The organism is Pseudomonas sp. B16120 (assembly GCF_044218845.1).
Classification (GTDB): Bacteria; Pseudomonadota; Gammaproteobacteria; order Pseudomonadales; family Pseudomonadaceae; genus Aquipseudomonas; species Aquipseudomonas paracarnis.
In genome coordinates, this window is record NZ_CP162588.1 from 2,840,976 (window position 1) to 2,860,080 (window position 19,105).

Annotated in this window: 17 protein-coding genes; 3 read left to right on the plus strand and 14 right to left on the minus strand. The window is 62.0% G+C overall.

Annotated elements, in window-relative coordinates:
• Positions 1-110: 110 nt before the first annotated feature.
• Entirely contained in the window at positions 111-362 is a 252-nt protein-coding gene (locus AB4P90_RS13300) for a DUF6124 family protein (protein ID WP_197865557.1), read from the minus strand.
• Between the two features lie 407 nt (positions 363-769).
• Between AB4P90_RS13300 and AB4P90_RS13305 the strand changes: the two genes are divergently transcribed.
• A complete protein-coding gene (locus AB4P90_RS13305) occupies positions 770-1,240 on the plus strand; it encodes a hypothetical protein (protein ID WP_173877528.1) in 471 nt (156 codons plus the stop codon).
• Between the two features lie 156 nt (positions 1,241-1,396).
• Here the strand turns inward: AB4P90_RS13305 and AB4P90_RS13310 are convergent, their stop codons facing one another.
• From AB4P90_RS13310 to AB4P90_RS13350, 9 genes are all read right to left on the minus strand, one after another.
• A complete protein-coding gene (locus tag AB4P90_RS13310; RefSeq protein WP_020301528.1) occupies positions 1,397-1,519 on the minus strand; it encodes a hypothetical protein in 123 nt (40 codons plus the stop codon).
• 103 nt (positions 1,520-1,622) lie between these two features.
• Positions 1,623-1,745, minus strand: a complete 123-nt coding sequence (locus AB4P90_RS13315; RefSeq protein WP_268968796.1) for a hypothetical protein — start codon at positions 1,743-1,745, stop codon at positions 1,623-1,625.
• 103 nt (positions 1,746-1,848) lie between these two features.
• Positions 1,849-3,489: a BatD family protein gene (locus AB4P90_RS13320; protein WP_019820202.1), complete on the minus strand. Its 1,641-nt coding sequence runs from the start codon at positions 3,487-3,489 to the stop codon at positions 1,849-1,851.
• Positions 3,486-5,225 (minus strand): tetratricopeptide repeat protein, encoded by a 1,740-nt coding sequence (locus AB4P90_RS13325; protein ID WP_395605972.1) that lies wholly within the window; start codon positions 5,223-5,225, stop codon positions 3,486-3,488. The genes AB4P90_RS13320 and AB4P90_RS13325 overlap by 4 nt, the downstream gene beginning before the upstream one ends.
• Positions 5,222-6,310 (minus strand): VWA domain-containing protein, encoded by a 1,089-nt coding sequence (locus AB4P90_RS13330; RefSeq protein WP_014718312.1) that lies wholly within the window; start codon positions 6,308-6,310, stop codon positions 5,222-5,224. The genes AB4P90_RS13325 and AB4P90_RS13330 overlap by 4 nt, the downstream gene beginning before the upstream one ends.
• Positions 6,303-6,797: a DUF4381 domain-containing protein gene (locus AB4P90_RS13335; protein WP_003190798.1), complete on the minus strand. Its 495-nt coding sequence runs from the start codon at positions 6,795-6,797 to the stop codon at positions 6,303-6,305. The genes AB4P90_RS13330 and AB4P90_RS13335 overlap by 8 nt, the downstream gene beginning before the upstream one ends.
• Complete coding sequence (locus AB4P90_RS13340; RefSeq protein WP_014718313.1) at positions 6,794-7,726, minus strand: DUF58 domain-containing protein; 933 nt, start codon at positions 7,724-7,726, stop codon at positions 6,794-6,796. The genes AB4P90_RS13335 and AB4P90_RS13340 overlap by 4 nt, the downstream gene beginning before the upstream one ends.
• A gap of 5 nt (positions 7,727-7,731) precedes the next feature.
• Positions 7,732-8,691, minus strand: a complete 960-nt coding sequence (locus tag AB4P90_RS13345) for a MoxR family ATPase (protein ID WP_020301524.1) — start codon at positions 8,689-8,691, stop codon at positions 7,732-7,734.
• 266 nt (positions 8,692-8,957) lie between these two features.
• A complete protein-coding gene (locus AB4P90_RS13350) occupies positions 8,958-9,311 on the minus strand; it encodes a hypothetical protein (protein WP_003190803.1) in 354 nt (117 codons plus the stop codon).
• Between the two features lie 482 nt (positions 9,312-9,793).
• Between AB4P90_RS13350 and AB4P90_RS13355 the strand changes: the two genes are divergently transcribed.
• The gene (locus AB4P90_RS13355; RefSeq protein WP_102666842.1) at positions 9,794-14,662 is read left to right on the plus strand and encodes an NAD-glutamate dehydrogenase; all 4,869 of its coding nucleotides are present in this window, start codon (positions 9,794-9,796) and stop codon (positions 14,660-14,662) included.
• A gap of 122 nt (positions 14,663-14,784) precedes the next feature.
• On the opposite strand, the gene AB4P90_RS13360 is transcribed toward AB4P90_RS13355, so the two are convergent.
• The 3 genes from AB4P90_RS13360 to AB4P90_RS13370 form a co-directional block, all read right to left on the minus strand.
• On the minus strand, positions 14,785-15,471 hold the full coding sequence (locus AB4P90_RS13360; RefSeq protein ID WP_014718316.1) for a GntR family transcriptional regulator: 687 nt from the start codon (positions 15,469-15,471) through the stop codon (positions 14,785-14,787).
• 16 nt (positions 15,472-15,487) lie between these two features.
• Positions 15,488-16,189: a FadR/GntR family transcriptional regulator gene (locus tag AB4P90_RS13365; RefSeq protein WP_014718317.1), complete on the minus strand. Its 702-nt coding sequence runs from the start codon at positions 16,187-16,189 to the stop codon at positions 15,488-15,490.
• 158 nt (positions 16,190-16,347) lie between these two features.
• Positions 16,348-17,673 (minus strand): C4-dicarboxylate transporter DctA, encoded by a 1,326-nt coding sequence (locus AB4P90_RS13370; RefSeq protein WP_169855370.1) that lies wholly within the window; start codon positions 17,671-17,673, stop codon positions 16,348-16,350.
• Between the two features lie 215 nt (positions 17,674-17,888).
• Between AB4P90_RS13370 and AB4P90_RS13375 the strand changes: the two genes are divergently transcribed.
• Positions 17,889-18,518 carry a DNA-3-methyladenine glycosylase I gene (locus tag AB4P90_RS13375; RefSeq protein ID WP_395605973.1) on the plus strand — a complete coding sequence of 210 codons (630 nt, stop codon included), beginning with the start codon at positions 17,889-17,891 and terminating at the stop codon, positions 18,516-18,518.
• A 127-nt stretch (positions 18,519-18,645) separates the two neighbouring features.
• Here AB4P90_RS13375 and AB4P90_RS13380 read toward each other — a convergent pair whose 3' ends face one another.
• Entirely contained in the window at positions 18,646-19,047 is a 402-nt protein-coding gene (locus AB4P90_RS13380; RefSeq protein ID WP_395605974.1) for a cupin domain-containing protein, read from the minus strand.
• Between the last annotated feature and the right edge of the window lie 58 nt (positions 19,048-19,105).

Below are 19,105 nucleotides of genomic sequence, written 5' to 3' on the forward strand. Positions count from 1 at the left end.
AGGCGACGCAGGTCAAATGTGGGAGAGGACTTGCCCTCGATGGCGCTGGGTCAGCCAGCATCCCTGGCACTGAACCACCGCCATCGGGGGCAAGCCCCCTCCCACGGGGGTTATGGGGTGTTAGTGGGGTTGGGTTGCAGGCAATCCAGCGCACGGTCGGCGAGGGTGCGGGCCATGTCGATCAGGTGAGCGGTGGAACAGGCCATGTCGCGCCGGGTGCCTTTGAGGCCCTCGGCGGTTTCGGTGGCGGTGGTGGTGGCGCAACGCAGTAGCGAGGAGATGCTGGCGATAGCGTCTTCGAAACTCAGGTCTTCGTGGGCGACGAAAATCGGAAAGGGTGGGTCGGGGATAAGTTTGTTCATGGATAAAGCTCCTGCTTGGATTGGGAGCCATTCTTTTGCCGATCTCACACGTCAAAAGGTGCAGCTATGTGCGGGGTGAGATACCGGAAAACAGGACCCGGCCAGACCGAAGTCTGCCCGCACACAGCCGCCATTGACGGTTGTAGCGCAGTGCGCCTGCTAATAACGGGATCTCACACCCGATCGCTGATAGGCAGCGACGAAGCGAAGGCTAGCCAGCGAAATGAGCAGGCGCAAGGCCAAAGGATTGTCTAGGAAACGTCCTGCAAATTAAAGGGATATGGATTGCTGGCCTTTAACAATGCATGTCGAGCGGGCGTGACGAACGAAGTGGAACCACAGGGCGAGTGGCGACCACGCACAACGTGGATTTCTCAATCAACCCCTGAATGAATCAGAGGCCCACCATGTCTTTTTCAGTAAACCCACCTTCCACTAGCGCTTTCACCGCTCTACCAGAGCAACTGGATGCTGAAAGTCGCTCAACCCAAGCTAACCATCGTCAGGCACGAAGCACTCAAACCCAGGCCAGCGCCCCGGACCTGCGCCCGTACGCAAGCGTGAGTGACCGGCAACTAATAGGGTTGATCCGCGATCACTTCCGTGAATTCGCCGCAGGGGCGACAGACAGCTATGTGAACTTCAATGAATTGAAAGAGGCCGCCGGCCTGATCGCCACCGACAGGACGTTCTCACCCGAGGCGCACCACGCGGCCAAGGAGCTACTCTCACGCCCTAAACTGCTGCGCAAGCTGGATATCGGCATCAGCTTCTTCGGTGGCCCCGGCAAGGAGGATGGCCGGTTCGATATGGATAACCTGAACTATCTGTACAAGTTCCCCCATCGGGAATGGAAGGTGCCGCGTCGTAATCACTGAGTGCAAGCAGGCGTCCGAGCAGGCGATGCAGATCAACTGTGGGAGCTGGCTTGCCTGCGATGGCGGAGTATCAGCCAGCACATCTGCCGCCTGTTACACCGCCATCGCAGGCAAGCTAGCTCCCACAGGGGTTTTGTGGTGTTGGTTGAGGCTGGGTTACTTGGGGTAGAGCGGCAGCAAGCTGGTGGTGTCGGTGGCCAAGTCTTGCTCGCGTTCGGCCACGGGGATGGCCTTGATCGCTCGCCATTGATCGTTCCCACGCTCTGCGTGGTAATGCATCCCGTGACGCTCTGCGTCACCGTTGCACAGGGCGTAAAACCTGGACGCGGAGCGTCCGGGGCGGCATTCCCACGCAGAGCGTGGGAACGAGCAGGCTCGGGGGTTACTTGGGGTAGAGCGGCGGCAAACTGGTGGTACCAGTGGTCGGGTCTTGTTCGCGTTCGGCAACGGGGATTGCCTTGATCGCTCGCCATTGATCGTTCCCACGCTCTGCGTGGTAATGCATCCCGTGACGCTCTGCGTCACCGTTGCACAGGGCGTAAAACCTGGACGCGGAGCGTCCGGGGCGGCATTCCCACGCAGAGCGTGGGAACGAGCAGGCTCGGGGGTTACTTGGGGTAGAGCGGCGGCAAGCTGGTGGTGTCGGTGGCCGGGTCTTGCTCGCGTTCGGCCACGGGGATGGCTTTGATCGCTCGCCACAGGTCATCACCCAACCAGTATTGACCGCTTTCGCTGTACAGCGCGCCATTCAGGCCATCCAGGGCATCTGACAGCGGCACAAACCGTGCGGCCATGTCGGCCAGGGTTTCGGGTTGTTGCCGCGCCCAGGCGTCGAGGGCCTGGCGGGTGGCGTGGGGGTCGTTGGCCTGGGTGGCGCGCTTGAGGTCGTCGAGCAGGGTGCGTGGGCTGGGACCGGTTTGCGCGGCGCGTTGTACCGCCGGTTGCCGGCGTGCGCGCCACCACAGGCCAAAGCCCAGCAGGGTGGTGCAGGCCAGTATCAGTGTGCTCAGTTGCCACAGCCACAGGCGGTCATCGTCGGGGGCGGTGATGATCGTCGGTGTCGCCGGTGTGTCCACCACCAGGCTGGGGTTCACCGCCACGTGCACGGTGCGCGCCGGCAGGCTGGTGCGTTCCAGATGATCTTCGTGAGTGTTCCACCACACCACTTCCACGGCGGGCAGTTCCAGTTCGCCGGCGCGGGTCGGCACCAGGGCTTCGCGGTCTTCACGGCTGCCGGTCAGGCCGCGGTCGCTGGTACGGTTAGCCATCACTGGTTGGTCGGGGTAGCGGCGCAGGCCGTTGACCTCGGTGCCGGGCAGCGCCGGCAGTTGTGCGCTGGACAGGCCTTCGGCCTCCACGGTAAGGCTGCGGGTCAGAGAGTCGCCGACTTGCACGTGGTCCGGCGTGGGGTTCCAGCCTTCGCTCAAGGTCAGGCTGCGCGCGGGCAACCAGGGGGTGTCGGCGGGGTAGGCGTCCGGTTTGGGTTTGACCGTCAAGGGCAGGGGCGCTGAGCTAACGTGAATCATCTTGCCCGGCTTGGTGCCCTGCAGGGTGTTTTCCTGGGGCGGTCGCGATTCCACCAGGGTAGCGCTGAAGGTCTGCGCCGGAATCACCACAGCGCCGCTGTGTTGCGGGTAGAGGGCGTAGCGGGTTTCGATCACGCCATGGCGAATGCTGTTGATGACCTTTTCATAGGTGCGTGATTCGCCCAGTTGTTCGACACGTGCATCCGGTATCTGCAAGGGCGTGAGGCTGCTGTCGTCATACAGCGACACCGAGTGGTAGACGCGCACGGTCAACAGGGCCTGGGCCTGCACGTACACGCTGGTCTGGTCGAGGCTGGCTTCGATGAACACCGGGGCCAGTTCGGCGCTGGTGTTCTGGCTGGCGCTTTCCACCACTTGCAGGGTGATCGGCTGGGTCTTGAGTGCGCCCACCTGCAGCGGCGGGATCACCACGTTGCCGTTTACCTTGGGCAACAGGGTGATGATCCAGCGGGTGGTGGCGTGGTTGTCGCCGTCCAGCGTGGTGAGTTGGTTGATCTGGCGGGTGCCGCTGACTTCGAACTGCGCGTCCAGGGGCGACAGGTCCGGTTTGCCAAACTGGGTTACATCACTGGATTGCACCGTCAGCTCCACCGTTTCCCCGGAGTTGAGGCGGCTGCGGTCTACGCTGGCGACCAGGTCCGCCGCCTGGGCGTGGCCTGCCGACAACGCGAGCAGGAGCAAAAGGGTAGTGCGGCGGCTCATCGAGTGGTGTCCTGATGTTGTTGCTGTTCGTACCAGAATTTGCGGCGCAACAGCTCGCCGGGGTTGTCCGGGATTTCCTGCAACCATTGCTCCAGCGCTTGGCGGCGCTCGCCTTCCAGGCGCGTGTCGGCAGGGCGCAGTGGCGGCGTGGTGGTTTGCTCGTCACCCAGTTCGCTGCCTGGCACTTCATTGCCACCGGCCTGTGGCGGGGCGTTGGCCTGGGTCTCACCCGTGCCGGCTTCGCCCTGGCCGTGGGACGATTGCTCGCCGCCCTGGGCCGTTTGCGCGCTGGTGCCCGGTTGCGCAGTTTGGCCGGGTTGGGCGGTTTCGTCATCTGCGTTTTTTGCGGGCGGGTCCGGCTCGGGCTGCGCTTGCTCCTGCATCAGCGCTTCAACCAGGGCTTTGTTTTTCAGCGCGGGCTGCAAATCGGGCTGGGCCTCCAGGGCTTGTTCATACGCATCAATGGCCGCTTCAAGTTCACCGGCCTTGGCCAGGGCATTGCCGCGGTTGTAGTGAGAATAGGCGTCGCTGCCTTGGGCAAACCGCTTGATGGCCTCGGCGTAATTGCCGGCTTCATACAGCGCCACGCCTTGCCATTGTGGGTCCTGGAAGTGTTCGGCGGCTTCGGCCGGGCGTTTGTGCTTGAGCAGGTACTGGCCTTGTTGGTCGGGGCGCAGCCACAGGTCCTGCAGCCCAAAGGCGTAGCTGGGTTGCGGCGCGCCCATCAGCAACAAGGGCAGGCAGAACAGCCAGCCGCGACGCCCGGCGCACGCGGCCAGCAGCAACAACGGCAAGAGCAGCCAGTAACCCTGGTCGGCCCAGCTGTCCAGGCGCAGCCGTTGGCCGTCGTCGCGCAGGGCCTGGGCGCTGTCGAGCATGCCGAGTTGGCGCAGGTCCTTGTCATCCAGGCGTGCCGCACGGTAGCGGCCGCCCATTTCGCTGGCGAACGCCTTGAGGGTCGGGCTGTCGAGACGCGGCACCAGGATCGCGCCCTGGTCGTCCTTGAGGAATTCGCCGCTCTCCTGCGTCACCGGCGTGCCTTCGCGACTGCCGATGCCGAGGATCGACAACGTTGGAGCCTGGGCACTTTGCAGTTGCAGGCGGATGCCTTGGCGCTCTTGTTTGGACAGTGAGGAACCGATCAGCAGCAGGCGCCCCTGGCCGAGACCGCCTTGCTTGAGCAGGCCCAGGGCTTTTTCCACGCCCAGATCGGCACGATGGCCGGGCTCGGGCATGATCGATGGGCGCAGGGCTTCCAACAGGTTGCGGCTGGTAGCCAGGTCATCGGACAGCGGTACCAAAGTATGCGCGCTGCCGGCATACACGATGATGGCTGTTTGCGCATCGGTGCGTGCTTGCAGCAAGTCATACAGCTTGCGCCGCGCCTGTTCCAGGCGGTTGGGCGGGCTGTCGGTGGCGAGCATTTCCGGGGTCAGTTCCAGCAGCACCACCAGGGGGTCGGAAGGTTTCTGGCTGGCCTGTTCAACCCGTTGCCAACTGGGGCCCAGCAACGCGAGCACGGCCAACAGCCAGGCGATGCTGAGCACCACCCATGGCGATTTACTCTCGCGGCCATTGCCACCACTGAGCAACTCGGCATGGAACGCCGGCGGCAGGATCATCTGCCAGCGCCCGGCGCGCTTTTGCCGATGCCATAGCTGCCACAGCAACCAGCCAAGCAGGGGCAGCAATAACAGCCACCACGGGCGCAACCAGTGCGGCCACAGCGCGATCATCGACGCCTCCGCAAGCGCAGGCGCTGTAGGCGCTGGCGCCATTCAGGGTGTTGCTGCAAAAAGATGCCCCTGCTCGATAGCCTATTGAAGGCTCGTTGCAAAGCGTTGTTCGGCCAGCGTTCCTGGATCACCAGCAACAGGCTCAACACCAACGCCAAGGCCAATGGGCCGCTGTATAGCGCCTGAGCCGGGCGGGCCTGGGTGGGTTGTTGCTCCACGGGTTCAAGGGTGTCGAGGGTGTCCTTGATCTTTAGGAGTTCCTCGCCGTCCCGGGCGCGGAAATACTGGCCGCCGGTGGCCTCGGCCAGTGCCTTGAGCGCCGGTTCGTCGAGGTCCAGGCTCGGGTTTACGCCAAGGATGCCCAGGGAGCCGGTTTGCTCGGGGTCGGCACCGATGCCGATGGGGTAGATTTTTACGCCTTCCTCGGCCGCCAGGCGCGCGGCGGTCAACGGGTCGATCTGCCCGGCGTTGTTGGCGCCGTCGGTGACCAGGATCAGCACACGGCTTTGCGCCGGGCGTTGGCGCAGACGCTTGAGGGCCAGGCCGATGGCGTCGCCGATGGCGGTGTTCTTGCCGGCAATGCCGATGCGCGCTTCATCCAGCCAGGTGCGCACGGTGCGGCGGTCAAAGGTCAGGGGCGCTTGCAGGTAGGCTTGGCTGCCGAACAGGATCAGGCCCACGCGGTCACCTTCACGCTCCTCCAGAAAGTCTCCCAGCAGGTGCTTGACCAGGGCCAGGCGGCTGACGTCTTCGTCCTGCCAATGCATGTCGGGAAAGTCCATGGAGCCGGAGACATCCACCGCCACCAGCAAATCCCGGCCGCTGGCAGCAATCGGCAAGGGTTCGCCCAGCCATTGCGGGCGGGCGGCGGCGGTCAACAGCAGCAGCCACAGCACCACGAATGGGGCTTGCTGGCGCCAGCCGGGCAGGTTGACCCGGGCACGACGGCGGGCCAGGCCTTCGAGGTCACTGAGGTAGCTGACTTTGAGCGCCGGTTCGCCGCTGTCGGCCACGGGCAGCACCAGGCGCATGACCCAGGGCAGTGGCAACAGGGCGAAGATCCACGGCCAGGCGAACTCAAACATGTTTGCGAATCCAGGTGTCGACGGCTTGGGTGAGGCCGGCGATGGCTTTGTCGTCGAGCTTGCATTCGGGTTTGTAGGCGCCTTCCACCAACACCATCCAGCGCGTCAGGCCGGCGGCGGGGCAGCGGTTATCCAGGAAGGCCAGCCATTTGCGCCCGTTGAGGGTGTGGCTCTGGCTATAAGGGTAGTCGTTACGGCACAGGCGCTTGAGCAGGCCGTTGAGTTGCTGCAACCAGGCGCCCGCTGGCGCTCCGTCGTAGGGCTTGGGCATCAACGCCAACTCGGCCAGGGCGGCGATACGCAACGGGTCCAGCGGTTGTTCGGCACGGGCCACGGGGCGGCGGGCCGGCAGGAAACGACGCAGCCACCACAAGCCCCAACCGAGCAGTGGGATCACCAGCAGCAACAGCCACCAGCCCGGCGCAGGTGGCCAGAAGCCAATGGCGGGCGGGGCGATCAGCGGTTGCAGTTGGTCCAGGCTGCTCATGGTTTTTTAACCGGGCGTTGCGGGTTGAGGTATTCGCGCAGTTGCTCGACCATTTCACTCTGGGTGCTCAAGGGCATCAACAACAGCCGCAGCTTCTGCGCGAGCAGTTCCCAGCGGGCGATACGCGCTTCGGCTTGAGCCTTGTAGGCCTGGCGCAGGTCGATATTCAGCGTGTCCAATTCCAGTTGCGCGCCCCTTTGCGCGAAACGCAGCAGCCCGGCGGCGGGCAGGGCGTGGTCCAATGGGTCAGAGATTGGCAACAACAGCAGGTCGCAATGGCGCGCCAGCAGGCTCAGCTGTTGCTCGGCGCCTTCGGTGAGGGCGCGTTCATCACAGATCACCACCACCAGGCTGCCCGGGCGCAGTACCTCGCGGCCACGGCGCAAGGCCATGCCCAGGGCATCCGCTTCCGGCTGACGCTCGGTATCCAGGCTCTGGTTGACCCGCACCAGCCGGTTAAGCAGTTGCAATAGGCTTTGCTTGCTGCGCCGTGGCTTGATCTCGTAGTGCTCATTGTCGCCGAACACCAGCCCGCCCACCCGGTCGTTATGGCCCAGGGCGGCCCAGCCGATCAGGCTGGCGGCCTGGGCGGCGAGCACCGACTTGAACATTTGCCCCGAGCCGAAAAACAGCCGGCAACTTTGCTCGACCATGATGAAAATCGGCCGTTCGCGCTCTTCGTGGAACAGCTTGGTGTGCGGCTCCTGGGTACGCGCCGTCACGCGCCAGTCGATGGTGCGCACGTCGTCGCCGGCCTGGTACACGCGCACCTGGTCGAAATCGACGCCACGCCCGCGCAGCTTGGAGTGATGCAGGCCCACCAGCGGGCTACGCTGGCCAGGCGTGGAGAACAACTGCACCTCACGCACGCGGTGGCGCATCTCAATCAATTCACTGAGGGTTACGCGGATACCATCGCTTGCGTTCATCGACTTCAAGCGACGGCAACGACGTCGAGAATGCGTTGCACCACGCGGTCCTGATCGACACCGGCGGCTTCGGCCTCGAACGACAGGATGATGCGGTGACGCAGCACGTCGAACAGCACCGCCTGGATATCTTCCGGGCTGACAAAATCGCGACCGGCCAACCAGGCATGGGCTCGGGCACAACGGTCCAGGGCGATGGAACCACGGGGGCTGGCGCCATAGGCGATCCACTCGGCCATTTCCGGGTCGAACTTGGCAGGGGTGCGCGTGGCCATCACCAGTTGCACCAGGTATTCCTCCACGGCATCGGCCATGTACAGGCCGAGGATTTCCTTACGCGCAGCAAAGATGGCCTGCTGACTGACCCGGCGCTCGGGCTTGGTTTCGCCATTGAGTGCTTCGCCGCGGGCTTGCTGCAGGATGCGGCGCTCGACAGCGGCGTCCGGGAAGCCGATCTTGACGTGCATCAGGAACCGGTCGAGCTGCGCTTCGGGCAGCGGGTAGGTGCCTTCCTGTTCGATGGGGTTCTGCGTGGCCATCACCAAAAACAGCGGCGACAGCTCATAGGTGCTGCGGCCTACGCTGACCTGACGCTCGGCCATCGCCTCCAGCAAGGCCGACTGGACCTTGGCCGGGGCACGGTTGATTTCGTCGGCCAGTACCAGATTGTGGAAGATCGGCCCCTGCTGGAATACGAAACTGCCGGTTTCCGGGCGATAGATCTCAGTGCCGGTGATGTCGGCGGGCAGCAGGTCGGGGGTGAACTGAATACGATGGAACTGCGCTTCGATCCCTTCGGCCAACTCCTTGATCGCCTTGGTCTTGGCCAGCCCCGGTGCGCCTTCGACCAGCATATGGCCGTCGGCGAGCAGGGCGATCAGCAGGCGATCGATGAGTTTTTCCTGGCCGAGAATCTGCGTAGAAAGAAAGGTTCGCAGCGCAAGCAGCGCTTCACGATGTTCCATCGATGACGGTTCCTGGAAAGATGAGCCTGGGTGTTGTGACAGAACACCGGGCCTGGGGCGTTTACTTTAATGCATCGCGGGGTGCGGCGACTAACGGCTTGATGGGTATTTTTAGCAAAACCCATGGGATAGCAAGCGTCTGGGCAGGTAAAGCACGGTCACTGTGGGAGCTGGCTTGCCTGCGATGGCCTCAACTCGGTCTGGCTGAAAGACCCCACCGCCTGCATTGCAGGCAAGCCAGCTCCCACATGGGGTCTTCGGTGCATTCAGATCCGAATGAAAGTGCCGGTGCCTGTGAGGATGTTCTGCAGCGTTTCCTGCACTTCGGCCATGTCTGCCGCAGCGGTGCTGTGGGTGATCTCCAACTGGTCCTTGCCGCCCAAGGCATCTGCATCGCCGGCCGCCAGTTCGATCAATAAGGTGGTGTCGCCCAACGTCACTTTCAGCCCATCGAGGGTCGAAGGCTCGTAATCCCAGGTCAGCTCCACTTCATCTTCATCCGGGTAACGGGTGAGCATGAACATTTCGCCGTTCTTGCCGTGACAGCAAAGCATGGCCATGTTGTCTTCTTCGTCGTCGCACGGAGTGGCCATCAGGGCGTCGGTTTTCAGCTGCAGCATGGGGCAATCCTGTGTTGGGGAGGGCAATTGTGCCACTGCGGCGAATTTTGTGCTTCATCCTGTGTCGGAACTTGTGCATGACCTGACGGGCCGGATCGGTCATTTCTGGTACTGATGGTGTGCAAAGTAGCAAGATTTTCTACCGAAAATCCGAGGTTGCCCAAGTTGCAACCGACACCCTGCTTACCGATGACCGAATATGTCGCAGCGTCGCAAGCAGCGTTCTTCCTACACTCGTTAAGCTGCGCAACGGATGTGCCCTGTGCCAGGCGCCTGACCTGCCCGTCGTATCGTCATCTGGCCAACGGCATGCCGTATGGAAGTTGTATGTGACCTGACTGTCCTGTCCAGCTTCACCCACCTGTCACCCTGATTCGTTTAAGGTGCTTGTCAGCACACCAGCGAACAGAGCTGACGGTCTCCCCGCAAGGGGATAACACGCGACGCTTTCATCAATAACAAGCCCAAGCGGAGTACCACAGATGGCGTTCTTCACCGCAGCCAGCAAGGCCGACTTCCAGCACCAACTGCAAGCGGCACTGGCGCAGCACATCAGCGAACAGGCACTGCCACAAGTGGCGCTGTTCGCTGAGCAATTCTTCGGCATCATTTCTCTGGACGAACTGACCCAGCGTCGCCTTTCCGACCTGGCCGGTTGCACCCTGTCTGCCTGGCGCCTGCTTGAGCGCTTTGATCACACCCAACCGCAAGTGCGGGTCTACAACCCCGATTATGAGCGTCATGGCTGGCAATCGACCCACACTGCGGTCGAAGTGCTGCACCATGACCTGCCGTTTCTGGTCGATTCGGTACGCACCGAACTGAACCGCCGTGGCTACAGCATCCATACCTTGCAAACCACCGTGCTCAGCGTGCGTCGTGGCAACAAGGGCGAGCTGCTGGAAATCCTGCCCAAGGGCACCCAGGGCGACGGCATCCTGCAAGAATCGCTGATGTACCTGGAGATCGACCGCTGCGCCAATGCCGCCGAACTGAACGTGCTGAGCAAAGAGCTTGAGCAGGTACTGGGCGAAGTGCGCGTAGCCGTGGCCGATTTCGAACCGATGAAAGCCAAGGTCCAGGACCTGCTCGCCGGTATCGACGCCAGCGCGTTCGCCATCGACGGCGAAGAAAAAGCCGAGATCAAGAACTTCCTCGAATGGCTGGTGGGCAACCACTTCACCTTCCTGGGCTACGAAGAGTTCGTGGTACGTGACGAGGCGGACGGCGGTCATATCGAATATGACGCCAGCTCCTTCCTCGGTCTGACCAAGCTGCTGCGCGCCGGCCTCACCGCCGAAGACCTGCGCATCGAAGACTACGCCGTGGCCTACCTGCGCGAGCCGACCGTACTGTCGTTCGCCAAGGCCGCCCACCCAAGCCGCGTGCACCGTCCGGCTTACCCGGACTACGTGTCGATCCGTGAGATCAGCGCCGACGGCAAGGTCATCAAGGAACACCGTTTCATGGGCCTGTACACCTCCTCGGTGTACGGCGAAAGCGTGCGGGTGATCCCTTACATCCGCCGCAAGGTCGCGGAAATCGAACGTCGTTCGGGCTTCCAGGCCAAGGCGCACCTGGGTAAAGAACTTGCCCAGGTGGTGGAAGTATTGCCCCGTGACGACCTGTTCCAGACTCCAGTCGACGAGCTGTTCAGCACCGTGATGTCCATCGTGCAGATCCAGGAACGCAACAAGATCCGCGTGTTCCTGCGCAAAGACCCCTACGGTCGTTTCTGCTACTGCCTGGCGTACGTGCCACGCGACATCTACTCCACCGAAGTGCGCCAGAAGATCCAGCAAGTGCTGATGGACCGTCTGAAAGCCTCGGACTGCGAGTTCTGGACCTTCTTCTCCGAGTCCGTCCTTGCCCGTGTGCAACTGATTCTGCGAGTTGACCCGAAGAACCGCCTGGACATCGACCCGCTGCAACTGGAAAAAGAAGTGGTGCAGGCCTGCCGCAGCTGGCAGGACGACTACGCCAGTCTGGTCGTGGAAAGCTTCGGCGAAGCCCAGGGCACCAACGTGCTGGCGGATTTCCCTAAGGGCTTCCCGGCCGGCTACCGCGAGCGTTTCGCTGCGCATTCGGCTGTGGTCGACATGCAGCACCTCAACAGCCTGACCGAAGCCAACCCGCTGGTGATGAGCTTCTATCAGCCGCTGGGCCAGGTCTCCGGTCAGCGTGAGCTGCATTGCAAGCTCTACCACGCTGACACCCCGCTGGCGCTGTCCGACGTACTGCCGATCCTGGAAAACCTCGGCCTGCGCGTGCTGGGCGAGTTTCCGTATCGCCTGCGCCATGCCAATGGCCGTGAGTTCTGGATTCATGATTTTGCGTTCATCGCCGCCGAAGGCGTGAACCTGGATATCCAGCAGCTCAACGACACCCTGCAGGATGCGTTCGTGCACATCGTGCATGGCGATGCCGAGAACGATGCGTTCAACCGCCTGGTCCTCACCGCCGGCCTGCCATGGCGCGACGTGGCGCTGCTGCGTGCCTATGCCCGTTACCTGAAGCAGATTCGCCTGGGCTTCGACCTGGGTTACATCGCCAGCACCCTGAACAACCACACCGACATCGCCCGCGAGTTGACCCGGCTGTTCAAGACCCGCTTCTACCTGGCGCGCAAGCTCACTGCCGACGACCTGGAAGACAAGCAGCAACGCCTGGAACAAGCGATTCTCACGGCTCTGGACGACGTTCAGGTGCTCAACGAAGACCGCATCCTGCGTCGCTACCTGGACCTGATCAAGGCCACCCTGCGCACCAACTTCTACCAGACCGATGCCAACGGCCAGAACAAGTCGTACTTCAGCTTCAAGTTCGACCCGCGTGCCATCCCCGAGCTGCCCAAGCCAGTGCCGAAGTTTGAAATCTTCGTGTACTCGCCACGGGTCGAGGGCGTGCACCTGCGCTTCGGCAACGTCGCTCGTGGCGGCCTGCGCTGGTCTGACCGTGAAGAAGACTTCCGCACCGAAGTGCTTGGCCTGGTAAAAGCCCAGCAAGTGAAGAACTCGGTAATCGTGCCGGTGGGCGCCAAGGGCGGCTTCCTGCCGCGTCGCCTGCCATTGGGCGGCAGCCGGGACGAGATCGCGGCCGAAGGCATCGCCTGCTACCGCATCTTCATCTCCGGCCTGTTGGACATCACCGACAACCTGAAAGACGGCGCCCTGGTGCCGCCGGCCAACGTCGTGCGTCATGACGACGATGACCCGTACCTGGTGGTAGCGGCGGACAAGGGCACTGCAACCTTCTCCGACATCGCCAACGGCATTGCCATCGACTACGGCTTCTGGCTGGGCGATGCGTTCGCCTCCGGTGGTTCGGCTGGTTACGACCACAAGAAAATGGGCATCACCGCCAAGGGCGCATGGGTAGGTGTACAGCGTCACTTCCGTGAGCGCGGCATCAACGTGCAGGAAGACAGCATCACTGTGGTAGGCGTCGGCGATATGGCCGGTGACGTGTTCGGTAACGGCTTGTTGATGTCGGACAAACTGCAACTGGTCGCAGCCTTCAACCATCTGCATATCTTCGTCGACCCGAACCCGAACCCGGCCACCAGCTTCGTCGAGCGCAAGCGTTTGTTCGAACTGCCGCGTTCGGCCTGGACCGACTACGACACCAGCATCATGTCCGAAGGTGGCGGTATCTTCTCGCGCAGCGCGAAAAGCATTGCCATCTCGCCACAGATGAAAGAACGCTTCGACATCCAGGCCGATAAGCTGACCCCGACCGAACTGCTCAACGCCTTGCTCAAGGCGCCGGTGGACCTGTTGTGGAACGGCGGTATCGGTACCTACGTCAAGGCCAGCACCGAAAGCCATGCCGACGTGGGCGACAAGGCCAACGACGCGCTGCGCGTGAACGGCAACGAACTGCGCTGCAAGGTGGTGGGCGAGGGCGGCAACCTGGGCATGACCCAACTGGGCCGTGTGGAATTCGGCCTCAATGGCGGCGGTTCCAACACCGACTTCATCGACAACGCCGGTGGCGTGGATTGCTCCGACCACGAAGTGAACATCAAGATCCTGCTCAACGAAGTGGTGCAGGCCGGTGACATGACCGACAAGCAGCGCAACCAGTTGCTGGCGAGCATGACCGACGAAGTTGGCAACCTGGTGTTGGGCAACAACTACAAGCAGACCCAGGCCCTGTCCCTGGCTGCGCGCAAGGCTTACGAGCGTGCTGCCGAGTACAAGCGCCTGATGAGCGACCTGGAAGGCCGTGGCAAGCTGGACCGTGCCATCGAGTACCTGCCGACCGAGGAACAGCTTACTGAACGCGCCTCTGCCGGCAAGGGCCTGACCCGCCCGGAACTGTCGGTACTGATCTCGTACAGCAAGATCGACCTCAAGGAAGCGTTGCTCAAGTCGCTGGTACCGGATGACGAGTACCTGACCCGTGACATGGAGACCGCGTTCCCACCGAGCCTGGTGGCCAAGTTCGGCGAAGCCATGCGTCGCCATCGTCTGAAGCGCGAGATCGTCAGCACCCAGATCGCCAACGACCTGGTCAACCACATGGGCATCACCTTCGTGCAGCGACTCAAAGAGTCGACCGGTATGAGCCCAGCGAACGTGGCGGGCGCGTATGTGATCGTGCGGGACATCTTCCATCTCCCGCACTGGTTCCGTCAGATTGAAGCCCTGGACCACCAGGTTTCCGCTGACGTGCAACTGGAGCTCATGGATGAACTGATGCGCCTGGGCCGTCGTGCTACGCGCTGGTTCTTGCGCAGCCGTCGCAACGAGCAAGACGCCGGGCGCGACACCGCGCACTTCGGTCCGCACCTGGCGGCGCTGGGCCTCAAGCTCGACGAACTGCTGGAAGGCCCGACCCGCGAAGGCTGGCAGAACCGCTACCAGGCCTATACCCAGGCCGGCGTACCAGAGTTGTTGGCGCGCATGGTTGCAGGCACTACCCACCTGTACACCTTGCTGCCGATCATCGAAGCCGCCGACGTGACCGGGCATGACGCCGCCGAAGTGGCCAAGGCCTACTTCGCCGTCGGCAGCGCCCTGGACCTGCCTTGGTACCTGCAGCAAATCAGCGATCTGCCAGTGGCCAACAACTGGCAAGCCCAGGCCCGCGAAGCCTTCCGCGACGACGTGGACTGGCAGCAACGGGCGATCACCATTTCGGTCCTGCAAATGGCCGATGCGCCACAAGACATGGAAGCCCGCGTGGCCCTGTGGCTTGAGCAGCATCAGGACATGGCGGATCGCTGGCGTGCCATGATGGTGGAAATTCGTGCCGCAGTGGGCACGGACTACGCCATGTACGCGGTGGCCAACCGTGAGTTGCTGGACCTGGCGTTGAGCGGTCAGTCGGTGGTGCAACCGGCTTGATGCCTCGCTAAACCAAAGGCCCCCGTATCGTGAGATGCGGGGGCTTTTTGTTTGATCTGGAATGCGATCAATGTGGGAGCAGGCAATCTAGCTCCCACAGTTTTAACTTCATTCACTTGGCGTCAGTGGTGTTTGAGTAGTCGGGTTTCCAGGTGATCCAGGTGCTGGGTCATCAGGGCGACGGCCGTGTGAGCGTCGCGCTGTTCCACGGCATCCACAATCGCCACATGCTCCTGCCACGCGCAATAGGTGCAGGCTTTTACTTCAAATTGCGCAATGATCAACGACGTCAACGGCACCAGGCTGTTGAGAAACTGCGCCAACGGCGCATTGCCTGCCATGTGCGCCAGTTGCAGATGAAACTCTCCCGAAAACCGGATCGCCGGCCCCCGTTGGTCACGCTCAATGGCGTCGCGCTCCTGTGCAATCAGCTCGCGCAGTTGGCGAATCTGCATCGCTGTGGCTTGGGCGCAGGCCAGTTGCACCACGGTCATTTCGGTGAGACGCCGTGCTTCCAGAATCTGCCGTGTGTGCTGGGCATCCGGCGCGGCGACCTGGGCGCGCTGGTTGGGGCGCAGGATGACCACTTGCTGATGGGACAGCTTGGCGAGCACTCGGCGAATCACGCTGCGGCTCACGCCAAAGAGTTCGCCCAGGCCTTCTTCGGTGAAGCGGCTGGCGGGCGCAATGCGTTGCTCAAGAATGGCGTCGAACAAGCGTGGGTAGATATCGTCCACCGAGGGCTTTTTTTCGGGCGTCCAGCGTAGGGACGTGAGGGTAGAGTCGCGTTGCAGGGCGTGAGCGTTCATGGCCGGTCTCCGAAAATCAACTGCCCAGATGGTCGTCCGGGATATTCAAGCGAATGCCCATGCGCAGGCCTTCCTGCAGGATGTGCCGACGCATTTCGGCACTGGCCAGGGCGCTGTTCTTGTTGCGGATGGCGCGTACCACGGCTTCGTTCTCTTGCAAGCGTTCGGCCAGGTGTTCAGGCGAGTTGCGCAGTACCTGGGCGCTTTGTTTGAGCGCGGTGCTAGTTTGCTGCACCACGTTCTGGAAGATCGGGTTGGAGGTCAGGGCGAACAATTCTTCATGGAAGTCGATATAGGCGTTCATGCCGGCTTCGGCATCGCCGGCATCGAGGGCCTCGCGCATGTCCATCAGGGTCAGGCGCAGTTGGCCGATTTCCTTGCTGCTGATGGACTGGGCCACCAGGCCGACGATGAAGGGTTCGAGGGTGTAGCGCAGTTGCAGGATGTCCTCGAGGCTGGCATCGGCCACGGCGTCGCTCGATTGCGGCTCGCTGACGCTGGTTTCCAGCACGACCACGCCTTTGCCGGGCATGGAGCGCACCAGGCCGAGGGTCTCCAGCACGATTACCGCTTCGCGCAGGCTCGGGCGGCTGATACCTAGCTGTTCGGCCAGTTCGCGTTGACCGGGCAGCATTTCACCGCGGCGCCACTGGCCTCGCGCCAAGGCGGCGCGCAGTTTTTCTACCACTGAATTGACGACGGTTGAGGTGCTGATCACGTCGAAGGCTCCTTGATGTTGCTCATACAGTATTCAGTCTGGCGAAGGTCCAAAGTGAGAGCTGGCTTGCCTGCGATGACTGAGTGTCAGGCACTACAGTTGACGCTGACCCACCGCTATCGCAGGCAAGCCAGCTCCCACATTGGATGGGTGTTGTCCTAGAACTCCTGATGCGCCGGCAGTACCGGCTTCTTGGCCTGGAAGGCATAGCCTTGCTGGCCGTCGAGCACCTTGTTGGCGCGCTGGATATCAATGTCTTTTTCCCAGCGTGCAATCGCCACGGTGGCCACGCAATTGCCGATCAGGTTGGTCAGCGCACGGCCGATGCCCATGAACCAGTCCACGGCCAGCACCAACACCAGGCCGACCACCGGAATCGCCGGAATCGCTGTGAGCGTTGCCGCCAGAATCACCAATGCCGAGCCTGGAATGCCATGGGCGCCCTTGGAGGTGATCAACGATACCAGGAGGATGGTCAGCAAGTCGGTCATCGACAGCGGTGTGCCGGTGGCGTTGGCGATAAACACGATAGCCAGGGTCAGGTAGATGGAAAAACCGTCGAGGTTGAACGAATAGCCGGTGGGAATCACCAGGCCCACGGTGGAGCTGCCGATGCCCAGGTGTTCCAGTTTACGCATGATCTGCGGCAACACCGCGTCGGACGACGCGGTGCCCATCACGATCAGCAGTTCTTCGCGCAGGTACTTGAGCAGCGGCAACATGCGCAGGCCCGACAGGCGCATCACCAGCCCGAGGATCACCGCCACAAAGGCAAAACAGGTCAGGTAGAAAAGCCCCACCAGGCTGCCCAGGTGTTGCAGTGAATCGAGGCCATAGGTGCTGGTGGTGAACGCGATGGCACCGAATACGCCAATCGGCGCCAGGCGCACGATCATGCCCATGATGCGGAAGATCACATGGCTCAATTCGTTGATCAGTCGCGAAATCCCGCTGGCCGCTTCGCCCACCAGGTTCAGCGCGCTGCCGAACAACACCGAAAACAACAGCACTTGCAGCACGTTATTATCGGCAAAGGCGCCGACTACCGAGTTGGGGATCAACTCCATCAGAAACTGGCTGGTGCCGCGGATGTGCTGGCCCTTGTCCGCCAGTTCATTCAAACCGGCGGAAGAGAGTTGCTCCAGGTGAATATTGGCGCCGCTGCCGATGCCGGTGCTGAAGGCCATGATCAGGCCGAGCACCAGGGCGACGGTGGTCAGCATCTCAAAATAGATCACCGACTTGAGGCCGATGCGTCCGACCTTCTTTAAGTCGCCCGCGCCGGAAATACCGCTGACCACCACGCAGAACACGATCAGGCCGATCAGCATTTTGATCAGCTTGATAAAGCCGTCACCCAAGGGTTTGAGTTGCGAGGAGAATTCGGGGAGGGCCAGGCCGCAGGCGATGCCGAGCATCAGGCCAATCACGACTTGCAGGAAAATCGAACGCGAGCACCATCTGAGCATGGGAGGGATCTCTATTCGGTGCCCTGGTGGTTCCAGGGCTTAATTGTTGTGGTCTTACCGGTAAGTCCAGTGCGGGGCCAGTCTACGCTCGGTTTTTTTCAAATCACAAGTAAATATTTGGCGGTTGGCAGGTCCCGGTCTGACCAGTTGGTCGGCAAGTACGATGCTTGAGCGGTTGGCGGGGATTAATTTTTTTTGCGTATCATCGCCTTGGGCATACGAGGTGATGGATGGATCAATCAGGGCTGACAACCGACGAAGCAGGGCGCATGTATTGCGCCTGGCGCACTGCAGCGCCTGCTTACCTGCATTACCACGACCACGAGTGGGGTGTGCCGGTGGCGGATGACATCGCGTTGTACGAGAAGATCTGCCTGGAGGGCTTTCAGGCGGGGATGGCGTGGATCACCATCCTGCGCAAGCGCGAAAACTTTCGACAGGTGTTCGAGGGTTTTGATTTTCGCCGGGTGGCGCAGTACGGCGAGACGGACATCGAGCGGTTGATGAGCGAGCCGGGCATCGTGCGCAATCGGGCGAAAATCATCTCGGCCATCAACAACGCACGCCGGGCCTGTGAACTGGTGGAGGAGACCGGTTCGCTGGCGCGCTGGCTGTGGGCGTTCGAACCCGGCGCGCAAGAGCGGCCGGCAGTGGTGGACATGGCTTACTGGACGGCCAATCCGACCTCAGCGGCTTCGGTGCGCTTGTCCAAGGCCCTGAAGAAACGCGGCTGGACCTTCGTCGGCCCGACCACGATGTATGCGTTGATGCAGGCGATGGGAATGGTCAATGATCATCTGGAGGGTTGTGAGTGCCGCCAGCGCATTGAACACCAGCGCAACCTGTTCAAACGTCCCTGACCAGATACGGTTAAAACTGTGGGAGCTGGCTTGCCTGCGATAACGGTGGGCCAGTAAAAGATGAGCTGGCGGGTCCACCGCTATCGCAGGCAAGCCAGCTCCCACATGGGTTTTGTGGTGTTGCTGATTACTTGGGAAGCGGGGTGAGTACCTCAGCTTTGTCATCCAGCACCATCACCACCAGCAGCTTGGCCGGTTGGGTCTGGCTGGCATTGCTTGACTCAAAATGCCGCGAGCCGGCCGGCTCGTAGAACGATTGCCCGGCTTTGTAGGTGATCGCCTTTTCATCATTGACCCGCGAGGTGATCTCGCCTTCGAGCACATAAGCCACGGCGGTGCCGGTGTGGCTGTGGGGCACGGTGGCCTGGCCGGGGGCATAGTCCACGGTGAGCATGATGGTTTTCTTGCCCGTCACGTTGGTCAAGGCGTGCTCTTGCAGCACCTTGAGCGTTTCCTTGTTGTAGACCGGGTCGTGGGCAAATGCACTGAGGGAGGCGAGCATCAGGGTGGCAGCGAATAAGCGTTTCATGATGAGGGTTCCATCGGGTGAAAGACCGCTTCACCCTACGCCGCCGGGGGCTTGCCAC